Origin of the sequence: Hymenobacter gummosus, assembly GCF_003970915.1 — a bacterium.
Taxonomy (GTDB): Bacteria; Bacteroidota; Bacteroidia; order Cytophagales; family Hymenobacteraceae; genus Solirubrum; species Solirubrum gummosum.
Map to the genome: position 1 here is coordinate 81255 of NZ_RXOF01000022.1, position 19864 is coordinate 101118.

The 19864-nt window shown below is 67.5% G+C and carries 9 protein-coding genes; 8 read left to right on the top strand and 1 reads right to left on the bottom strand.

The genetic code is table 11. From position 1 onward, the window contains the following. The first annotated feature begins 479 nt into the window (after positions 1-479). The 3 genes from EJV47_RS26435 (at position 480) to EJV47_RS26445 (ending at position 14006) form a co-directional block, all read left to right on the top strand. Positions 480-10262, top strand: coding sequence for an FG-GAP-like repeat-containing protein (locus EJV47_RS26435; protein WP_126696223.1), 9783 nt, complete (start codon positions 480-482; stop codon positions 10260-10262). Positions 10263-10510: 248 nt separating this feature from the next. Next, the gene (locus EJV47_RS26440) at positions 10511-12469 is read left to right on the top strand and encodes a beta strand repeat-containing protein (protein ID WP_126696224.1); all 1959 of its coding nucleotides are present in this window, start codon (positions 10511-10513) and stop codon (positions 12467-12469) included. A gap of 28 nt (positions 12470-12497) precedes the next feature. After that, positions 12498-14006 carry a discoidin domain-containing protein gene (locus tag EJV47_RS26445; RefSeq protein ID WP_126696225.1) on the top strand — a complete coding sequence of 503 codons (1509 nt, stop codon included), beginning with the start codon at positions 12498-12500 and terminating at the stop codon, positions 14004-14006. A 219-nt stretch (positions 14007-14225) separates the two neighbouring features. On the opposite strand, the gene EJV47_RS26450 is transcribed toward EJV47_RS26445, so the two are convergent. Then, positions 14226-15419 (bottom strand): tail fiber domain-containing protein, encoded by a 1194-nt coding sequence (locus EJV47_RS26450; protein WP_126696226.1) that lies wholly within the window; start codon positions 15417-15419, stop codon positions 14226-14228. A gap of 584 nt (positions 15420-16003) precedes the next feature. Between EJV47_RS26450 and EJV47_RS26455 the strand changes: the two genes are divergently transcribed. The 5 genes from EJV47_RS26455 to EJV47_RS26475 all read left to right on the top strand — a co-directional run bounded on the left by EJV47_RS26455 (position 16004) and on the right by EJV47_RS26475 (position 19844). Continuing rightward, positions 16004-17125, top strand: coding sequence for a sensor histidine kinase (locus tag EJV47_RS26455; RefSeq protein ID WP_165903949.1), 1122 nt, complete (start codon positions 16004-16006; stop codon positions 17123-17125). Further along, a complete protein-coding gene (locus EJV47_RS26460; RefSeq protein ID WP_126696228.1) occupies positions 17125-17859 on the top strand; it encodes a LytR/AlgR family response regulator transcription factor in 735 nt (244 codons plus the stop codon). Before EJV47_RS26455 ends, EJV47_RS26460 begins: the two co-directional genes overlap by 1 nt. 112 nt (positions 17860-17971) lie before the next feature. Further along, a complete protein-coding gene (locus EJV47_RS26465; protein WP_207896005.1) occupies positions 17972-18685 on the top strand; it encodes an MbnP family protein in 714 nt (237 codons plus the stop codon). Positions 18686-18706: 21 nt separating this feature from the next. Further along, complete coding sequence (locus EJV47_RS26470; protein ID WP_126696230.1) at positions 18707-19048, top strand: helix-turn-helix transcriptional regulator; 342 nt, start codon at positions 18707-18709, stop codon at positions 19046-19048. 196 nt (positions 19049-19244) lie between these two features. Continuing rightward, positions 19245-19844, top strand: coding sequence for a recombinase family protein (locus EJV47_RS26475; protein ID WP_126696231.1), 600 nt, complete (start codon positions 19245-19247; stop codon positions 19842-19844). Positions 19845-19864: the final 20 nt, after the last annotated feature.

Below are 19864 nucleotides of genomic sequence, written 5' to 3' on the forward strand. Positions count from 1 at the left end.
TTTGTCCTTACGCTTATGCTACCCGTACAACGACGAGCGGCGTCACTCCGCCCTCGGTTACCATTCATTCAACAACTTTGAAACTAATTGAAAATCAATATAAAACAACGTATTAAAATTACCCATCTTAGTCAGGCTATTTCACCCAAGCTGCGCCAACTCTAGGCTGTACCAGCGCAGCACAAAAAGGCCTCTTCCTGGCCGCTACCACTTGGCTGTAAAAAGCCAGGTGGCGCCGGACTGGTTTGCTCGTTGCAGCTACCGCATCCACAAGCAGGGAAGGCTCCTTGGCATCAAGATTGGCAGGAATTTACTAGGCATTGCCCGTGCAAAGCTTCCATCTTTGTTCGATTGGCTTTTTCCTAGAGTGGTCTGCTTGGCGGCTGATTGTCGCGTCTCAACACGTGACTTGAAGCACACAAACGCTGGCGCAACGGATCAGGAAGAACCATTTGTGGTTGGTCGCCTTCCCCCTGCCTATGCGCCTACATGTACGCCCCCGTTTCTTTTCGACGCTGATTCCTACGGCGGTCCTGCTGCTGGCCGCCTTGTCTCCCAGGCTCGGCCAGGGCCAGACCTACACAGCCTCCATCACGCCGTCGCGCCATACAACCGGCGCCCTGCGTGCCACCGGCATCCGTGTTGATTTCAACCACTCGCAGTCAGCCAGCCTTAACACCTCCCTGGTAAAGGTGATGAGCAGCCAGTACGAAGGGCGCAAGGCGGCTGCGTACGCGCTGGTGGGCTCGCGCAACCAGTCCAACAACCGGCTCAACATCACCCCCACCAACGCTTTCCGCGCCGGCGAGTTGGTCACAGTAGTGGTGCCCAGCGCCATTGCCACCAAGCAGGTGCTGCAGTTCTGGACGGAAACCACCGGCGGCGGCTCGCTGGCCAGCCCCACCAATTACAGCAGCGGCACCAACCCCTACGGCGTGGCGGCGGCCGACCTGAACGGCGACGCCTACCCCGACCTGGTGACGGCCAACGCCACCGGCAATACCTTGACCATCCGCTTGAATGACGGTAGCGGCGGCTTCGGCAGCCCCTTGGCATACGCGGGGCTGAGCAGCCCGCGGGCGGTGGCCGCCGCCGACCTGGACCTGGACGGCGACCTGGACCTGGTGGTGGCCGAGCACACGCCCAACCAGCTGCGCGTGCTGCTGAACGGCGGCAGCGGCACCAGCTGGACGGCCAGCGCCCTGAGCACTGGCGCCAGCAGCGGCGCGCTGGCCGTGGCCGTGGCCGACCTGAGCGCTGACACCAATCCCGACCTGGTGGTCGTAAGCGGCAACCACACCGTGAGCGTGCTGCTGGGCACCGGCGGCGGCGCTTTCGCCCCGGCCACCAGCTACGCGGCGGGCACCGGCGCGCAGGCCGTGGCCGCGGGCGACGTGGACAACGATGGCGACCTGGACGTGCTGACGGCCAACGCCACCGCTGGCACCGTCAGCCTGCTGCGGGGCGACAACTCGGGCACGCTGGCAGCTGCCACCACCCTAGCCGCGGGCAGCGGGCCGCAGCACCTGACGCTGACCGACGTCAACGGCGACCAGTACCTGGACGTGGTGACGGCCAACGCCGACGGCACGGCCAGCCTGCTGCTCAACAGCAACGGCAGCTTTGCGGCGGCCACCAGCCTGAGCGTCGGGACCAACGCCTCGGCCGTGGTGGCGGGGGACATTGATGGCGACCTGGACCTGGACCTGCTGCTGACCGACTATGCCAACAACCAGGTGGTGCTGCGCCTCAACGACGGCAGCGGCAGCTTCGCGGCCCCGACCACCGTGGCCGTGGGCGGCAACCCCCGCGCCCTGACCCTGGTCGACGTCAACGCCGATGGGGCGGTGGACGTGCTGACGGCCAACGGCTCGGGCAACTCGGCCAGCGTGGTGCTCAACCGCATTCCGGCCCCGGAGCTGACCTCGGCCACGCCCGCGGCGGCCGCCATCAACAGCGCTGTGGTAGTGGCGGGACAGTACTTCACAGCCGTAACGGGGGTAACCGTGAACGGCGTGGCGGCCACCTACACCGTGAATTCCCCCAATCAGCTAACGCTGACCGTGCCGGCTGGCGCCAGCTCGGGCCTGCTGCGCGTGACCAGCAGCTACGGCAGCGGCACGCTCCCGTTTTTAGTGCTGCCAGTTGTTTCGTCGTTTACGCCCAGCAGCGGCGGGGAAAATACTACCAGCGTAGTGCTGACGGGCACGGGCTTCGTAGGCGTGACGGCGGTGAAGTTCAACAGCGTGGAGGCCACGTACACGGTTAACTCATCCACCCAGATAACAGCCACCGTACCGGCCGGCGCCACGACCGGCCCCCTGAGCGTGACCACGGCCGGGGGCACCGGCACCAGCAGCAGTAGCTTCACGGTGGTGCCGGGCATCTCGGCGTTTTCGCCCGGCAGCGGGGCCGAGGGCACGAGCGTAGCCCTAACGGGCACGCAGCTGGCCGACGTTACCCGCGTCACCTTCGGGGGCGTGGCGACCAGCTTCACCATTCACTCGGCCACCAGCATCACGGCTACGGTGCCGGCCGGGGCCGTGTCGGGGCTGATTCAGGTGACCTCGCCCAGCGCCGGCACGCGCTCCTCCGGCAGCTGGTTCACGGTCGTGCCAGGCATCACCGGCTTTACGCCCGCCACCGGGGCCAGCGGCACCAGCGTGGTCATCAGCGGCACGAGCCTGAGCGGGGCCACGGCCGTGCGCTTCAACGGCACGGACGCCGCTAGCTACACGGTGCACTCAGCCCAGCAGATTACGGCCGTGGTGGCCAGCGGCACCGCCAGCGGCTACATCACCGTGACCACGCCCCAGGGCACGGGCACCAGCAGCACGGTCTTTGCCCTGGCCCCTACGCTGACCAGCTTTTCGCCCAGCAGCGGCACGGCCGCCGCCAATGGCGTCGCGGCCACCACCGTCACGCTCACCGGCACGAACCTGCTCGGCACCACGGCCGTGATGTTCAACGGCGTGGCCGCCGCCTCGTTCAGCGTGCAGAGCAACACCAGCCTGACGGCCACCGTGCCCGCCACCGCCCTGACGGGCCCGATTACGGTAACCAACGCGGCCGGCACGGCCACCTCGGCCACCTCGTTCGCGCCCACACCAGTGCTGTGGTTCATGAGCCCGGGCAGCGGCCCCGTAGGTACCGTGGTGACACTGACGGGCACGAATCTGGGCAGCCTCACGGCCGTGCGCTTCAATGGCGTGACCAGCTCCGGCAGCACGCGCACCTCGGCCACGAGCCTGACGGCCGTGGTGCCGCCTGGGGCTACCTCGGGCCCCGTAACGGCGGTGGTGGGTGGCACCACCACCAGCGCCCCCGCCCACTTTCAGGTGCGCACGGCCACCGTGCTGGCCACCACGCCGGCCCGCAACGCCTTCGGCCAAGCCCTGAGCACGCGCCCGGCCGCCACCTTCAGCCAGGCGCAGGCCAGCGGCGCGACCCCGGCCGGCCTGAAAGTGTACAGCGACAAGCGCGAGGGCCTGCGCACCGGCAGCCTGAGCGGCGGCGGTACCTACACCAGCACGCTTATGCCGGCGCTGCCGTGGCAGCCCGGCGAGCGGGTGCACGCCACGGCCCCCGGCGCCGCGGGCGGCGTGTGGCAGTTCCGCACGGCCGTTACCGGCACCGGCAACGTGCTCAAGAACATCGGCACGGTGGCGGCGCCGGCCTTGGCCAACGGGCGGATTGGCAGCGCCAGCGGTGACGTGGACGGCGACGGCGACCTGGACCTGGTGGTGGCCAACTCCGACGCCACCGCCGTGCTGCGCAACGACGGCGGCGGCTCGTTCAGCACCTGGCAAACGTTGTCGACGATCTGGGCCGATGATGTGGCCCTGGCCGACCTAGATGGCGACGGCGACCTGGACCTGGTCGTCGGGATTCAGTTCAGCGGCCAGACCGTGGCGGGCGTGGCCGTGTACCGCAACGACGGCAGCGGGCAGTTCACCTTCAGCAGCAAGTGCAACGTGAGCGGGGGCTGCAACTTCGCGCTGCTGGACGTGGGTGACGTGGACGGCGACGGCGACCTGGACGTAGCCACTGGCAACGACGACAGCGCCAGCCTGTGCTACAACGACGGCACCGGCACGCTGACGGCCGTGCGTGTGGTGGGCGAGGCGGGTCCGGAATATGGGTCACTCTGGCCGGGGCCGGTGCTGCTGCGCGACGTGGACGCCGACGGCGACCTAGACCTGCTGCGCGGTGAGGGCACTAGCCTGGTGTGGTACCCCAACGAAGGCAACGGCCTGATGGGCAGCGCGGCCTCGTCGTTCACCGTCGGCAGCAGGATTGCCCACCTGCTGGGCGAAGACTTCGACGGGGACGGGGATGTGGACGTACTGGTCAGCTGCTACAGCGGGGTCCGCTTCCTGCTGGCCAACGACGGCACCGGCCAGTACACGCTGCGGAGCCAGACTAACTATACCAGCATCGTCACGTTTGCCTGTTACGCCTGGGCGGATGCTGGCGACGTGGACGGCGACGGCGACCTGGACGTGGTGGCCGGCTCCCAGCAATTCGCCAACGTGGCCGTGCTGCTCAACAATGGCGCGGGCCTGCTGAGCCTGAGCCGGTTTGTGACGCAGGTCGCACCCAGCACCGGCTTGCTGGCCGACTTCGACGGGGACAACGACCTGGACCTGATGGCCGCCTCCTACGAGGATGACGAGCCCATGCAAATTTGCCTGAACGGCCGGACGCCGACCATCACGGCCTTCACCCCGCACGGGGCCGTGGGTGCTACGGTGACGCTAGCCGGCACGGAGTTCAACAACATTACCGGCCTAACACTCAACGGGACTACCGTGACGAGCTACACCCGCGTATCGAGCACCCAGGTGACGTTTACGGTCCCGAGCGGGGCCAGCACCGGCCGCATCGGCCTTACCACACCTTGGGGCACGGCCACCACCGGCACCGACTTTACGGTGGTGGTGCCCGGCTCCACCACCATCAGCGGGCTGAGCCCCGGCAGCGGGCCGGTGGGCACCACGGTCACCATCACGGGCACGGCCTTTACGGGCGCCAGCAGCGTGACGTTTAACGGCGTCAGCGCCCCGTTTACGCTTAACTCGACTACCAGCATCACGGCCACGGTTCCCGCCACGGCTACTACCGGACCGGTAGAGGTGACGGCCGCGGCCAACACGGCCAACAGCGGCATCAACTTCATTATTACGCCCGTAGTGAGCAGCTTCAGCCCCGGCAGCGGCGTGACGGGCAGCAGCGTAGTCATTACCGGCACGGGGCTAACGGGCGCTACCGATGTGGCGTTTAACGGCGTCAGCGCCACGTTCACCCAGAACTCGGCCACGCAGCTGACGGCCACCGTGCCCGCCACGGCCACCACCGGCGTGCTGAGCGTGACCACGGCCGGCGGCACCTACACCACCACGGCCAGCTTCACGGTACTGCCCACGCTGACGAGCTTTGCGCCCAGCAGCGGCCCTGAGGGCACGAGCGTGACCATCACGGGCACCGGACTGGCGGGCACCACCGGCGCCAGCTTCAACGGCACGGCCGTGACGACCATTGCGGCCCTGGGCGCCACCAGCCTCACGGTGCTGGTGCCTGCCGGGGCCAGCACCGGCCCCGTCAGCGTCACGACGACCGGCGGCACGGCTAGCAGCACGGCCAGCTTCACCGTGACGTCGGCCGTGACGGCTTTCAGCCCCACCAGCGGCCCCACGGGTACCACGGTTGTTATCAGCGGCACCACGCTTACGGGAGCTACGGCCGTGACGTTCGGCGGCGTCAGCGCGACGTTCACCGTCAACTCGGCCACCCAGATTACGGCTACCGTCCCGACTACAGCCCTGACGGGCGCCATCCGGGTGACGACGCCGACGGGCATGTATACCACCACGGGGGCATTTGCGGTGCTGCCCACCCTCGCGACCTTTACGCCCGGCAGCGGACCCGAAGGCACCAGCGTCACCATCAGCGGCTCGGGCCTGGGCGGAGCTACCACGGTAAGCTTCAGCGGCACGGCGGCCACCAGCTTCACGGTGATGTCGGCCACCAGCCTCACGGCGGTAGTGCCCGCCAGCGCCACCACCGGGCCCATTACCGTTACCACGCCCAGCGGCACGGGCACAAGTGCGGGTAGCTTCACCGTCACGCCCGCCGTCACGGCCTTCAGCCCGGCCAGCGGCCCCACGGGCACCACCGTCGTCATAACCGGCACCACGCTCACCGGCGCTACGGCCGTGACGGTGAACGGCGTCAGCGCGCCGTTCACCGTCAACTCGGCCACGCAGCTGACGGCCACCGTGCCGGCCGGCGCCACCACGGGCCTTATCAGCCTGACGACGACGCTGGGCACGGTGAGCACCGCCACCGCCTTCCAGGTCACGCCGGGCGTCCTCGCGTTCAGCCCGGCCAGCGGGCCGGCCGGCACGAGCGTACTCATCACGGGCACCACGCTCACCGGCGCCACGAGCGTGAAATTCAACGGCGTGAGCGCGCCGTACACGGTTAATTCCGACACGCAGCTTACCGCCACCGTGCCGGCCGGCGCCAGCCCCGGCCCGCTGGCTGTGACCACGCCGAGTGGCCCGGGCAGCAGCGCGGCGTCGTTTACGGTCCTGTTCCCCGTAACGGCCGTGACCCCCGCGCCCCACGCGGTAGCGGCAGGCCGCGCCACCAACCTGGTCGTGACGTTCCCGGAGCCGATGGCCGCCACCACCAGGGCCCACGTGCGCGTGTTCGGCTCGCAGCGGCAGGGGCGGCGCAGCCGCACCGCCACGGTGAGCGGCAACAGCCTGACCCTGGACCCGGGTATCGACTTCAAGCCCGGTGAGCAGGTGAGCGTGACCATTCCGGCCCTTGCGAAGAATGCAGGCGGCGCCCCGGCCACCCCGTATGTGTGGCAGTTCACGACGGCAGCCGGCGCGGCCCCGGGTGGTTTCGGGCTGCGGAGCACCCTCAGCATCGGCAGCAGCTCGCAGCCTACGGCCACGGCCTTGGCTGACCTCGACGGCGACGGCGACCTGGACCTTGCCACCGCAGCCCTAACGCTGAACCAGGTGCTCGTGCAGTTGAACACGGGCGGCGTCGGCTTCGGCCCGGCTACGGGCTACGTCACCAGCAACGGCCCCACCGACGTAACGGCCGCCGACGTGGACAACGACGGCGACCTGGACCTGCTCACCGTCAACCTGATGGCCGACGTGGCCAGTGTGTTGCTCAACACCGGCGCCGGCACCTTTACCAGCGCCGCGCCGGTGGCGGTGGGACAGCTACCGAATAAAGTGGTAGTGGCCGACGTGAATGGCGACGGGTGGCTCGACCTGCTGACGGCCAACCTCAGCAGCAGTGCCCCGTCGGTGTCGGTGGCGCTGAACCTGGGCACCGGCGCGGGCACTTTCGCCGCCGCCACCACGCTGAGCACCACCGGCACGCCCTACGGCCTGGCCGTGGCCGACCTGGACCTGGACGGCGACCTGGACCTGGCCGTGGCCGACCACGCGAATGGCGTGGTGCGGCTGGCGCTCAACGACGGTAGCGGCACGTTTGCCTTCAGCGGCACTACCGTGGCCGTGGGCACCTGGCCCGTCAACGTGGTCCTGGCCGACGTGAGTGGCGACGGCCGGGCCGATATGCTGACTTCCAACAACGGCGCGGCTTCCCTTTCGGTGGCGCTGGCCACGGGCGCAGCCACCTTCGGCACGGCCAGCAGCGTGAGTGTGCCGGCTGGCCCCTACGGCTTGGCCGCCGCCGACGTGGACGGCGACGGCGACCTGGACCTGGTGACCTGCCACGCCAGCTCGCCCGGCGCGGTGAGCGTGCGCCTGAACAACGGCAGCGGCACCGCCTTCACGGGCAGCGGCGTGGCCACCGTCGGCAACGGGCCCTTCGGCCTGGCCGTGGGCGACCTGGACGGTGACCTGGCCCTGGACCTGGTAACGGCCGACCGCAGCGGCAATTCGGTGAGCGTGCTGCTGAACGCGGCCCCGCCAACCTTTAGCAGCTTCACGCCGACGAGCGGCCCCGAGGGCACCGTGGTCACCATCACGGGCACCAACCTGAGCACGACCAGCAGCGTGAAGTTCAACGGCACGGCTGCCAGCTTCACGGTAGGGTCGGCTACGCAGGTGACGGCCACGGTGCCGGCCGGCGCCACCACGGGCCTCATCAGCCTGACGGCGGCGGGCAACACCGTGACCAGCAGCGGTAATTTTACCGTCACGCCTACCCTTACCAGCTTTACGCCCACCAGCGGCCCGGCCGGCACCAGCGTCACCATCACCGGCACCACACTCAGCGGCGCCACCAGCCTGACGTTTAACGGCGCGGCGGCCACGTTCACCGTCAACTCGGCCACCAGCCTCACGGCCACCGTGCCCGCCACGGCCACTACCGGCTACCTCACGGTGACTACGCCCAGCGGCTCGGCCACGAGCAGCAGCGTGTTTGCAGTGCCGCCCTCGCTTAGCGGCTTCACGCCCGCCAGCGCCGTGGCCGGCACCGTCTTCACGCTCACCGGGCTGAACTTCACCGGCGCCACGGCGGTCAGCTTCAACGGCACGGCCGCCAGCAGCTTCACGGTGCTGTCGGATACCCAGCTGCAGGCCACGCTGCCGGTGGGCACCGCGTCGGGGACCATTACCGTGACGACGGGTGTGGGCACCGGCACTTCCCCCACCAGCTTCACGCTGCTGCCGAGCATTTACTCGTTTTCGCCCACCAGCGGGCCGGTGGGCACGCGGGTCTACCTCGCCGGCGACGGGTTTACCGGCATCAGCGGGGCGGCGGGCGTGAAGGTCAACGGTACCAACGCCACCTCCTACGTCGTCACCTCGACCAACGCGCTCAACGCCGTAGTAGCCAGCGGCACCACCACCGGGCCGCTTATCGTTGTGACCAGCGCCGGCACGCTCACCTCCAGCGGCTCGTTTACCATCACGCCCGGCACGCCCACCATTACCAGCCTCTCGTACACCAGCGGGCCGGTGGGCACGGTCATCAACGTGCTGGGCGGGCCGTTTTTGCCGACGGGCGCCACCGCCATTACGGGCGCCACCGTCAACGGCGTCAGCGCCACGTTCAGCCGCCTCACGGGCAGCGTCATGCAGGTGACGGTGCCGGCTGCTGCCTCGGGCACGGGCTACGTGACCCTGACCAACGCCAGCGGCACGAGCCAATCGGGCCAGACGTTTACCGTGCTCGACATCTTCAGCGGCAGCCCCGACCAGTGCCTGACCACGACCAGCATCAGCAGCACGGGCAGCAGCACCACGCTCTGGCAGTGGCTGCTGGCCCCGAACGGGCAGCTGGTGGCGGCGGTGCAGGACCAGGGCCACGCCCTGGGCACGGTGTACGCCGAGTACCGACTCAGCAGCAGCCCTCAGCGCCGCGACGACAGCGGGGTGGAGTACCTGGACCGCAACTGGCACTTGGTAGCCCAGAACACGTTTGCCGGCCAGGCAGTGAAGGTGAAGTTTTACGGGCTCAACAGCGAATGGACGCGCCTGCTGGCCGCCAACGACGGCGACGCCAACGACGTGACCACCCTGGCGGACCTGCGCCTGACCCAGTACGCGGGCAGCAACGAAAACTGCGCCCTGGCTGATAACACCGCCGCCACCAGCCTGCGCCTGCTCACGCCCACCGGCACCGAAAGCATCAGCGGCACCAACTGGTTCAGCGTCGCGGCTACCGTCGACGACCATTTCTCGGAATTCTACCTGCACGGCGGGGCCGTGGCCCTCAACGCGGGCAGCACCCCGCTGCCGGTGGAGCTGCTGGGCTTCGCGGCCACTCGCCGCCCCGATGGCGCGGTGGATCTGGCCTGGGCCACGGCGCAGGAGCGCGACGCGGCCGGCTTCGTGGTGGAGCGCAGCTTGGACGGCCGCGCGTTTGCCGACGCTTCGGCCCTGCTGCCCGCCGCCGGCACCAGCACCACGCTGCGCCGCTACGCCTGGCGCGACGCGGCCGCTCCTGCCGCGCAGCTCTACTACCGCCTGCGGCAAGTGGATACGGATGGCAGCGTGCAGTATTCGCCCATAGCCGCGGTAACGGCCGGTCCGGGCGCGGCCTGGACGCTGTACCCCAACCCCACCCGCCAGCAAGTAACGGTAAGCGGACTGCCGGCCGGCGAGGTGGTGACGCTGCGCGACGCCGTGGGCCGGGTGCTGCGCCGTGGCACCGTACCCACCAACGGCAGCGCCCTGATTCTGCCACTGACGGGCCTGCCCGCCGGCGTGTACGTGGTTCAGGCCGCGGGCCAGACGCAGCGGCTGGCGGTGGAGTAAGCGCTGCCGGCTGCCCTTCCCCGGCGACCAGCCAGGGCAGCCTCCGCACGGCCCAAGCCCCGCGAAGAACTGCTGCCCCGGCTGGGGCGGGGCGCCTCGCGGGGCTTGCGGCTTCTGCGGGCCGCGCCAGGTGCCGTCGGAAAATTGTGCGTGTCGGTCGAGCCAGGCGCGCATTCGTCGGTTGGGGGCGCGGGCTAACCGGCGCGGACTTCTATTGCCGATTCGTTCACTTCCTGATTTCTCTCTCCATGTCCACCCCTACGCTTTCCTGGTTTTGTCGCTCCCTGGGTCTGGGAGCCGGTTTGTTGCTGCTGGCTCCCGCGGCCCGGGCCCAGGTGGGCATCGGCACCACCACGCCCGATGCCCGGGCGGCGCTGGAAATCAGTGCCACCGACAAGGGGCTGCTCATCCCGCGGCTGACCCAGGCCCAGCGCACGGCCCTCACCAGCGTGCCCGACGGGCTGATGGTATTTCAGACCGACGCCACCGCCGGCTTCTGGTACTACTTCGGCGGCAGCTGGCTCAACCTGCCCACCACCGCCACGCTGAGCGGCGACAACCTGGGCAACCACACCGCTACCCGCCGCATCGACTTGGCTACCTACCGGCTGGTGGGCAACGGCGGCTCGCTGGGCCTGCAGATTGCCAATACCGGCGACGCTACCTTCGACCGGGGCCTGACCACCGAAGGCCCCATCAAGGCCGGCGGCAACGTGAGCCTGAGCGCCTACCGGCTGGTGGGCGACGCCGGCACCCAGGGCCTGAGCATCGACACCAACGGAACCATCAGCACCGACGGCACGCTGAACGTGGGCGACAACCTGGGCATCACCGGGCTGCTGAACCCCAATGCCGTGACCACGCTGGGCGGCAACCTCAACCTGAGCACCTTCCGGCTGGTGGGCAGCGGCGGGGCATTGGGCGTGCGCATTGCCGACACCGGCGCGGCCACCTTCGACGCGGGCCTGACCACGGGCGGCCCGATTACGGCCGGCGGCAATGTGAGCCTGGGCTCCCACAAGCTGGTGGGCAGCGCCGGCACCCAGGGCCTGAGCGTGACCCCGTCCGGCAGCGTGAGCACCGACGGGGATCTGACCACCGGCGGGGCGCTGACCACCAGCGGCGCCATCACAGCTGGCGGGCGCGTGAACCTGGCTGGCAACAAGCTGGTGAGCAGCGGCCTCAACGGCCTGAGCATCAGCGGTGGCGGCCACGTCACCACCGACGGCACGCTGACAACCAGCGGTACTATCACGGCTGGCGGCAACGTGCAGCTCGGCGCCAACATGCTGGTGGGCAACGGCGGCAATGCAGGCATAAGCATTGCCAGCGACGGCTCGGTGACCACCGCCGGGCTGCTGACCACCGGCGGGGCCATTGCGGCGGGCGGCGCGTTTACGGCCGGCGGGCGCGTGAACCTGGGCGTCTTCAAGCTGGTGGGCAACAGCGGCACCACAGGCCTGGGCATTGCCAGCAGCGGGGCGGCTACCTTCGACAACGCCCTGACCGTGGTCAGCACCCTGACCACGGGCGGGCAGATTACCGCCGGCGGCAACGTGAATCTAAGTACTCACAAGCTGGTGGGCAACGGCGGCAGCACGGGGCTGAGCATCAGCAGCACCGGCGGGGTCACCAGCGACGCCGACCTGACAGTAAACGGCGCCTTCTCCCCGGTGGCGGGCATCAAGATGCTCTACGGCAGCACCCCGGCGGTCGGGTACTACATCAACAACAACTACATTGCCTTCGGCCACAACGGCGTGAGTGCCGACTTTCTGGGCTACGCCGACAACACGTTCTACCTCAAAGACTCGCCTGGCGGCATCGACAGCGCCGAGCCCCAGCTGGTGGTGGGCGGCGCGCTGACGGCGGGCGGCAACGTGACGGCCGGCGCCGACCTGAGCGTGACGGGTACCACCACCATTGGGGCCGACGGCACGGCCCTGGCGGCCGTCATCCGCTCCACGGCTACCGTTGACCTGCCTAGCATCAACTCCAACAACTCCTATGTGCAGACCGTGACGGTGACCGGCGCCGTGCCAGGCGCCACGGTATACGTCTCGCCGGGCGCCAGCCTGCCCGGCTCGCTGGTCATCTCCAACGCCCGCGTGACGGCCAACGACACCATCGACATCAAGTTCGTCAACGCTGGCGGCAATACGCAGGACGCGCCTTCGATGAGCTATTTCATTACCGTCATTCAGTAAGCTGCCCGCCTACCCGGGCCCTACTAGTATGTGCCTTTTTACCCGTGTTTCGCGGCCCGTCCTGGCCGGGCTGGTCGCCCTCTTTCTCAGCTGCGCTTCCCGCGCCCAATCGACGGGCGGCGTGGGCATCGGCACGACGGCGCCGGACGCTTCGGCGGCCCTGGAAATCAAGTCCACTACGCAGGGGCTGCTCTTGCCGCGTCTTACCCAGGCCCAGCGCGACGCTATTGCGAGCCCGCCGGGCGGCCTGGTTATCTTCCAGACCGACAACACGCCCGGCCTGTACGCCTACTCCGGCGCGGCCTGGGTGCTGCTTGGTGCCGACAACCTAGGCAACCATACCGCCACCCAACACCTGAACCTGGGCGCCAACCAGCTCGTGGGCAACGGCGGTAGCACCGGCATCAGCATCAGCAGCGGCGGGGCGGTGGGCGTGGGCACTACCAGTCCCGCCGCCCCGCTCCACGTGGCCGGCAGCGTGACCGATTTCTATTCTTACGGCACGAGCGGCAACCTAGTAACGACGAGCAACCTGACCGCCAGCTCCCAAATGGCGGCTTTCCCCGTTCGCAGGTTGGGCGACGGCAACGTAAGCACCCATTGGTATGCCGCCAACACTACCCTACCCCAGTACGTACAGGCCGACCTGGGCGCCAACGGGGCGATGGTGCGCCGCTACCGCCTCTACTACGTCGGGGTCTACCAGGAAAACCCCAAGAACTGGACGCTGGAGGGCTCGACCGACGCTACCAACTGGATTTCCTTGCACACCGTGAGCGGGGAGCCCAATACCGTCGGCTGGCACGAGCACACGCTCAGCAACACGACTACCTACCGCTATTACCGCCTGAAAATCACCGCCGTACAAGCCAGCAATGTCCACCCGTCCTTTGAAGAGTGGGAGCTTTACAGCGAGAGCGGCAGCGTTGGCGACGTGGCCCTGCGGCTCAGCCAGGGCACCCTGCGGCTGAGTGGCCTGGCTACCGGCGCGGCGAGCAGCACCCGCCTGCTAGGGCTCGACGGCGGCGGACTGCTGACGCCCATGACGGCCCTGCCCGCGGGCTTTAGCGACAACCTGGGTGACCACACCGCTACCCAAGACCTGGACCTGGGCGCCCATAAGCTGACGGGCAACGGCGGCAGCACCGGCCTGAGCATTTCCAACAACGGGGCCGTGACCACCGACGGAGCCCTGGCCGTGAACGGCGACGTGGCGGCTGGTGCCAACCTGAGCGTGACGGGCACCACCACTATTGGCAGCAGCGGCACGGCCCTGGACGCCGTCATCCGCGCCTCAGTATACTTCGACTTGCCCGCCATCGGCTCCAATAACTCCTACGTCCAGACGGTGAGCGTGCCCGGGGCGGTACCGGGTGCCACCGTATATGTGTCGCCCAACGCGGGGCTTCCTGGCTCGCTGGTCGTCTCCAACGCCCGCGTGACCTACAATGGGTCCATTGACATCAAGTTTGTCAATGCAGGGGGGAATACCCAGGATGCGTTGGGGATGAACTACTACCTCACCGTCATCCAATAAGAAGCCACCCGGCCGCCGGGCTGTTTGCACCTGCGCGCCTTTGTTCCTGCAGTTCGCTGACCGGCACGCCCAGACTAGTGGCCTTCTGCCGCCCGCCGCTTGGACCACCGGCGCGGGCCCGGGCGCCTGGCTATTGCTCCACGTCCGACGGGCTGCCGGTTTTCCAGACCGACAACACCACCGGCTTCGGATGCTGCCAGATCGGCTGGCTCCCCGACGTTAGTTGGTGGCTACGGCCCGTGTCGGGCTTTTGCGGGGGCGGCCCGGCGCGGTCGAACCGACTTGCTCCAAGGCGGCTAAGCGCTGGTTCAGCAGCTGCAGTTGAGTTGCCAGCTGCTCGTCTTTTTGGCGAAGCTGGGCGCGCAGTTGCTCGTTTTCCTGCTGCAGCCGGGCGGTGCGCTTTTCCAGGGCTTGGATGGCCAGCATGTTCACCCCATCGATGTCGAGGGAGTTGATAGTGGTGTCGGCGCCCAGGCCATCGAGGCGGAATGCGGCGTAGAAGTCCTGGGCCATGGGGCCGAGGTGGCGCTGGGTGGGTGGCTGGGTTTTGTAGTTCCACTCGGTGATGGGCAGGGTGGCTACTTTGCGCAGCACCTGCTCGGCATCCACGGGGCGAAAGTTCTCCTTTTTGCGCTGGTCGCTGATGTTGGTCCAGGAGCCGCCGCCGGCCGCTACCTGCACCCCGGTGCTCAGGTTCAGGGCCGTGTAGAGCTTATATCCGCCCACGAAACGCATAGACATTTGGTTGTCGGCGGTGGCGTACACGCTGTCCGAAGAGAAGGTGGCGCTGGCGTCGCCTAGGACCATGGCGCCCTTCTTCACGTTGGTGCGGGCGTTTTTACCGATGGCGGTGGAATATTGGCCGCTGGCGCTGTTCTGCAAGCCAATAGCCGTGGCAAACTGGCCTCTGGTGATGCTGGGGCCGATGGTTATGCTGCCCATGTTCATAGATAAGGACGAAATGCCAATGGCCACGCCATACATAGACCTGGCCTCCGAACCTTGGCCAATGGCCACGGAGCCGTCGCTTCCGGCCGTCCCGTGGATGGCAAGGCTCTGCTCGCCCTGGGCGCTGGCCGAGTTGCCCAGCGCCACGGCGGAGTAGCCGCTGGCAGTGGAGTTGTAGCCAGCGGCAAAAGAGTAGCGGCCGATGTTGTTGGTGTCCCACTGTGTACTGCTGACGTAGCCCACGCGGAAGGCAGCGCGGTCGGGCAGCCACATCAGGCGCCGGCCCAGGCCACTGAGGGGTGGCGCTGGATCGGTGCCGGGAACGTCGCCGGTGGCGGAAAATACCACGTTGCCCTCGGCCACGTGCAGCGGGGCCTGCGGAGTAGTGGTACCGATGCCGACGCCCGTTTGGGCGTGGGCCACCAGGGTGCTGAGGACAGCCAGGCAGGTAAACGTGAAGCGCATACGCAATTCGGGCAACTGACGAGGAGAGTATCCGGCAAAGAAACACGGAAAGGCCGTGCGATTTGTGGGAGCTTGCCGGTATTCGACCAAACCCGGACCGCGTGCTGCATAAACTATGCTTTCATCGACCAATACTTACTGCGGCCGGAACGTGGGGAGGCCGGGCGCTGATGTGTAATTACAACAGGAGGCGACGCGGGCAGTGCGCGCTTAGCCGGTGCCTCGCCACCCTTTTTTCGGCTCGACATCCTGACCCAATGTTGAGGCCGAAGCCGTCATTGCTCGCAAGGCCAGTCGGGAGGCGCGGTGTGCTTATGACGAAAACCTTATATTCTGCAAGGCCAGCTGCCGCCGGCCGTACCGGCGCCCGGCTTACCGGGCCCGGCGCCTATGCCCCTGCCACTGGCCGAGGTGCCCGACCTAGCCGCCGGCTGCGCCTGGAAATGGCAAGCAGAATAGGAGTTTCTAAGACCACCGCGTTTTTGTGCGGGTTGGTCGGTGATTTGACGGTATCGGTGGAAAACGCCGGGAAGTCCGGTGCTAGGGCGTACTATTGCTGCGTCCCATTTGTCGCCCTCTTTCCCATGACCGAACCCAGCCAGCCCCGCCGCGCGGCGCGCCTCAGCTACTTTCTGCTGCTGTTGCTGCCGGCGGCCATGCCCATGCTGGCGCCGGTGCTGCGTGGACAGATGCACAACGCCACCTCCTGGGCAGCCCACCTGTTCGGGGTAGGGCTGCTCGTGGGCGTGTACCTGCTCAACGCGCGCGTGGCGCTGCCGCGGCTGCTGCTACGTGGCCGGGCGGGGGCTTACGCGCTGGTGGTACTGGCGCTGATGCTGGGTATGCTAGCCAGCTGCCAGCTGCTGGCCACCACGTTTCAGCGGGAGCTTACGCCCCCAGGCCCGCCCGGCCGCCCCCGTCCCCCGCAGATGATGCCTTTCGTGAAGCTGCCGCCCCAGGGCAACCCTCAGGGGCCGGCCACGTGGCGCCTACACGACTCGGCCTTTATTCTGCTGTTATCGGTGTCAGTAATCATTGGGGCAGGGGTGCTGCGCGCCACTAACCAGCGCCTGCTGGCGGAGGCCGAGCAGCGGCGCGTGGCCGAGCGCGAAAAGCTGGAGGTGGAGCTGGCCTACCTGCGCACCCAGCTGAACCCGCACGTATTTTTCAACACCCTCAACAGCATCTACGTGCTCACCGACGTAGATGTTGACCAGTCCCGGCAGGCCATTCTGCGCCTCTCGCGCCTGATGCGTTACCTGCTGGCCCAAACCCACGAAACGCAGGTGCAGCTCACGCAGGAAGTGGAGTTTCTGACCGACTATGTGAAGTTGATGCAGCTGCGCCTGACGCCCAACATGCAGGTACAGTTTGAGCGGCCCAAGCAGTTGCGCAACGGCTTGCTAACCACCATGCTGCTGCAGCCTTTCGTGGAGAATGCCTTTAAGTATGGGGTCAGCACCTCGCAGCCGGCCACTATCTTTATCGGGCTGCAGCAGTCGGCCGACGACGGCACGCTGGCCTTTGAGGTGCGCAACCAGGTGTTTCCGGTGCCGCAGTCGGGCTTCGCGGTGGGCAGTGGCATCGGGCTGCGCAACACCCGGCGCCGGCTGGAACTGCTGTACCCTGGTCGCCACTCCCTGCGCGTGGTGGAGCGCAACGACGCCGGCGAATTTTGCATTCACCTGACCCTGCCCCTGACCTGATGCAACCGCTTTCCTGCCTAGCCGTCGACGACGAGCCGCTGGCCCTGAGCCACATCTGCGGCCACATTGAGCGCACGCCCTTTCTGCGCCTGGCGGGCCGCTATACGAATGCCCTGGAGGCGCTGCACGCGCTGCGCGCCCAGCCCGTGGACTTGCTGTTTCTCGACATTCACATGCCCGAGCTGACCGGCCTGGAGCTGGCCCGGTTGCTGGAGCCAGCCGGCGTTACCGGTACGGCCCCGCGCATCGTCTTTACCACGGCCTTCCAGCAATACGCCCTCGACGGCTACAAGCTCGACGCGCTGGACTACTTGCTCAAACCCTTCGGCTACGAAGAATTCATGCGCGTAGCCCTCAAGGCCCAGCGCTACGCCGCGCCGCCTGCTCCGGTGCCGGCGGCCGAAGCGGCCGACTCGTTTATCCTGAAGGTGGAAAGCCAGTTGGTGAAGGTGCGCTTCGCCGATATTCTCTACATCGAAGGCCTGCGTGACTACGCCCGGGTGCACCGGCGTGGGGAGCTGAAGCCGCTGATGGCGCTGAGCAGCCTGCGCGCCCTGGAAGAGCGCCTGCCGGCTGAGCAGTTTATGCGCATTCACCGCTCGTTTATCGTCAACCTGAGCTGCATTGAGGCCGTGTCGCGGCTGTCGGTCCAGATCGGCGCCACCCATGTGCCCATCGGGATGCAGTACAAGGACGAGTTCGGGGAATTCCTGAAAACCTGGCTGGCGGAATAGCCTCGAGGACGGGCGGGCGCCAGCCGGGCATTGTGGGTATTGGTCGGAAAAACGTGCACGTTGGCCGAACGGCCGCGGATATGAAGCGTGCGGGCGTCATTTTCGACGTGCTATGCTCCATTCGCTTCTTCCCCCGCCGGTCTGCTGGCTGGCCCTTGCGCTCGGATTGCCGCATACCCCGCCGGACGGGGGGATAGAGGTGCACGTCGAGCCGGTGTTCGGGGCCCAACCGCTGGTGCTCGACGCGCAGGCTTGCCCCACCACCCACAACGGGCCGGTCGTTATCAGTGCCTGCCTCCTCTACCTCTCGGCCCTGCGCCTAACCTACACCGGCGGCAGCAGCTACGTCCAGCCCCGTGGCTACCACCTCATCGACGTGGGCGTCGACAACGCTGCCAACGTAGCCGGGGTCCAGGGCAGCGGCCTGGACCCGGCCCGCGGCATGTACTGGGCCTGGCACAGCGGCTATGTCAATGCCAAGCTGGAGGGCACGAGCCCCACGTGCCCCGGCCCGCGCCACAAGTTTGAATGGCACATCAGCGGCTACCAGCAGCCCTATAGCAGCCTGCGCCGCGTGGAGTTGGCCGCGCCCGTCAGGAAAGCGGCTACGCCCCTGCGCGTGCAGGCTGACCTGGCTCTGTGGCTGAGCCGCCTGCGCCTGAGCCTGCTCAACGCCCTAGGTCAGGTGGTGCGGCCGGCCGTGACCGTATCGGGTGGCCGGGCTACTGTGCTGGACGTGCGCGGTCTGGCGGCCGGGCGGTACTTTCTGTGGGTCGAGGGCGCCGGCTTCGCTTTCAGTGAGAAGATAGAGGTAGCGCAGCCCTGAACCTGCTGCGCGTGTCGCGCCATGACTGAACCCAACGACGACGACCAAGCCATGCTCCGCAACTTCCGCCAGTTGGCCGCCCGGGCCGTGCCCGACCCGACGTTCACCGTGGCTCGGGCCGCCGACCTGTTGGACATGAGCGAAAGGTCGCTGTACCGCCGCTTCCGGGAGCTGACCGGCCAGACGCCCTACGCCTACCTGCGCGAGCATCGCCTGCACCACGCCCGCCAGTTGCTGCAGGAAGGCGCGGTGCGCAGCGTCGAGGAGGCGGCCTTCGCCGTGGGCATCGAGGACGTGGCTTACTTCGCCCGCATCTTCTACCGCCACTTTCGCCAACGCGCCAGCGACCTGTTGCACCCCTAGCGCCCCGCCGATTGGCAGGGAGATACTTCTGCATGTAAAAGTGAGCAAGAGCGTCTCGCGAAACGCACGTTTTAGAAGCACGGCAGCGCTCGCGGCGAACAATCCATCAAAGCGCAGCATAAATTGTCTCATCGGTAGTTCTCACGAATCAACGACTCGCTATCTTCGCCGGTGTTGACTTGTTGAGAATTTGCCCATGGTTTTTGGTTACGCCCGCGTCAGTACCCCTGATCAGCAGTTGCACCTGCAGACCGACGCCCTGCAGGCCTACGGCTGCGCCGAGGTGGTGCAGGAAAAAGTATCAGCAGGCAAGGAGCGGCCGGCCTTGCAGCGCTTGCTCACGCAGCTGCGCGCCGGCGACACGCTCGTGGTCTGGAAGCTGGACCGGCTGGGCCGCTCGCTCAAAGACCTGGTCACGCTGGTCACCGGCTTTCAAGAGCAGGGCGTGCAATTTGTCAGCCTGCAGGACCACCTGGATACGACCACCGCCCAGGGCCGGCTCATGTTCAACCTATTTGCCTCCCTGGCCGAGTTCGAGCGCGACCTGATCCGCGAGCGCACCCACGCCGGGCTGACGGCGGCGCGGGCCCGGGGCCGCCAGGGCGGCCGGCCCAAAGGCTTGTCGAAGGAAGCGCTGTCCAAGGCCCAGGCCGCGAAAACCCTCTACCTGCAGCGCGACAAGACCGTGGCCGAAATCGGCCAGCTGCTGTCCGTGGGTCGGGCCACCGTGTACCGCTACCTCGCCCACCTGGGTGTACCGACGGGCAATGCGGCACACCCCCCGGTAGGAGGATAGCGTCTGTAGGCGTTTCCCGT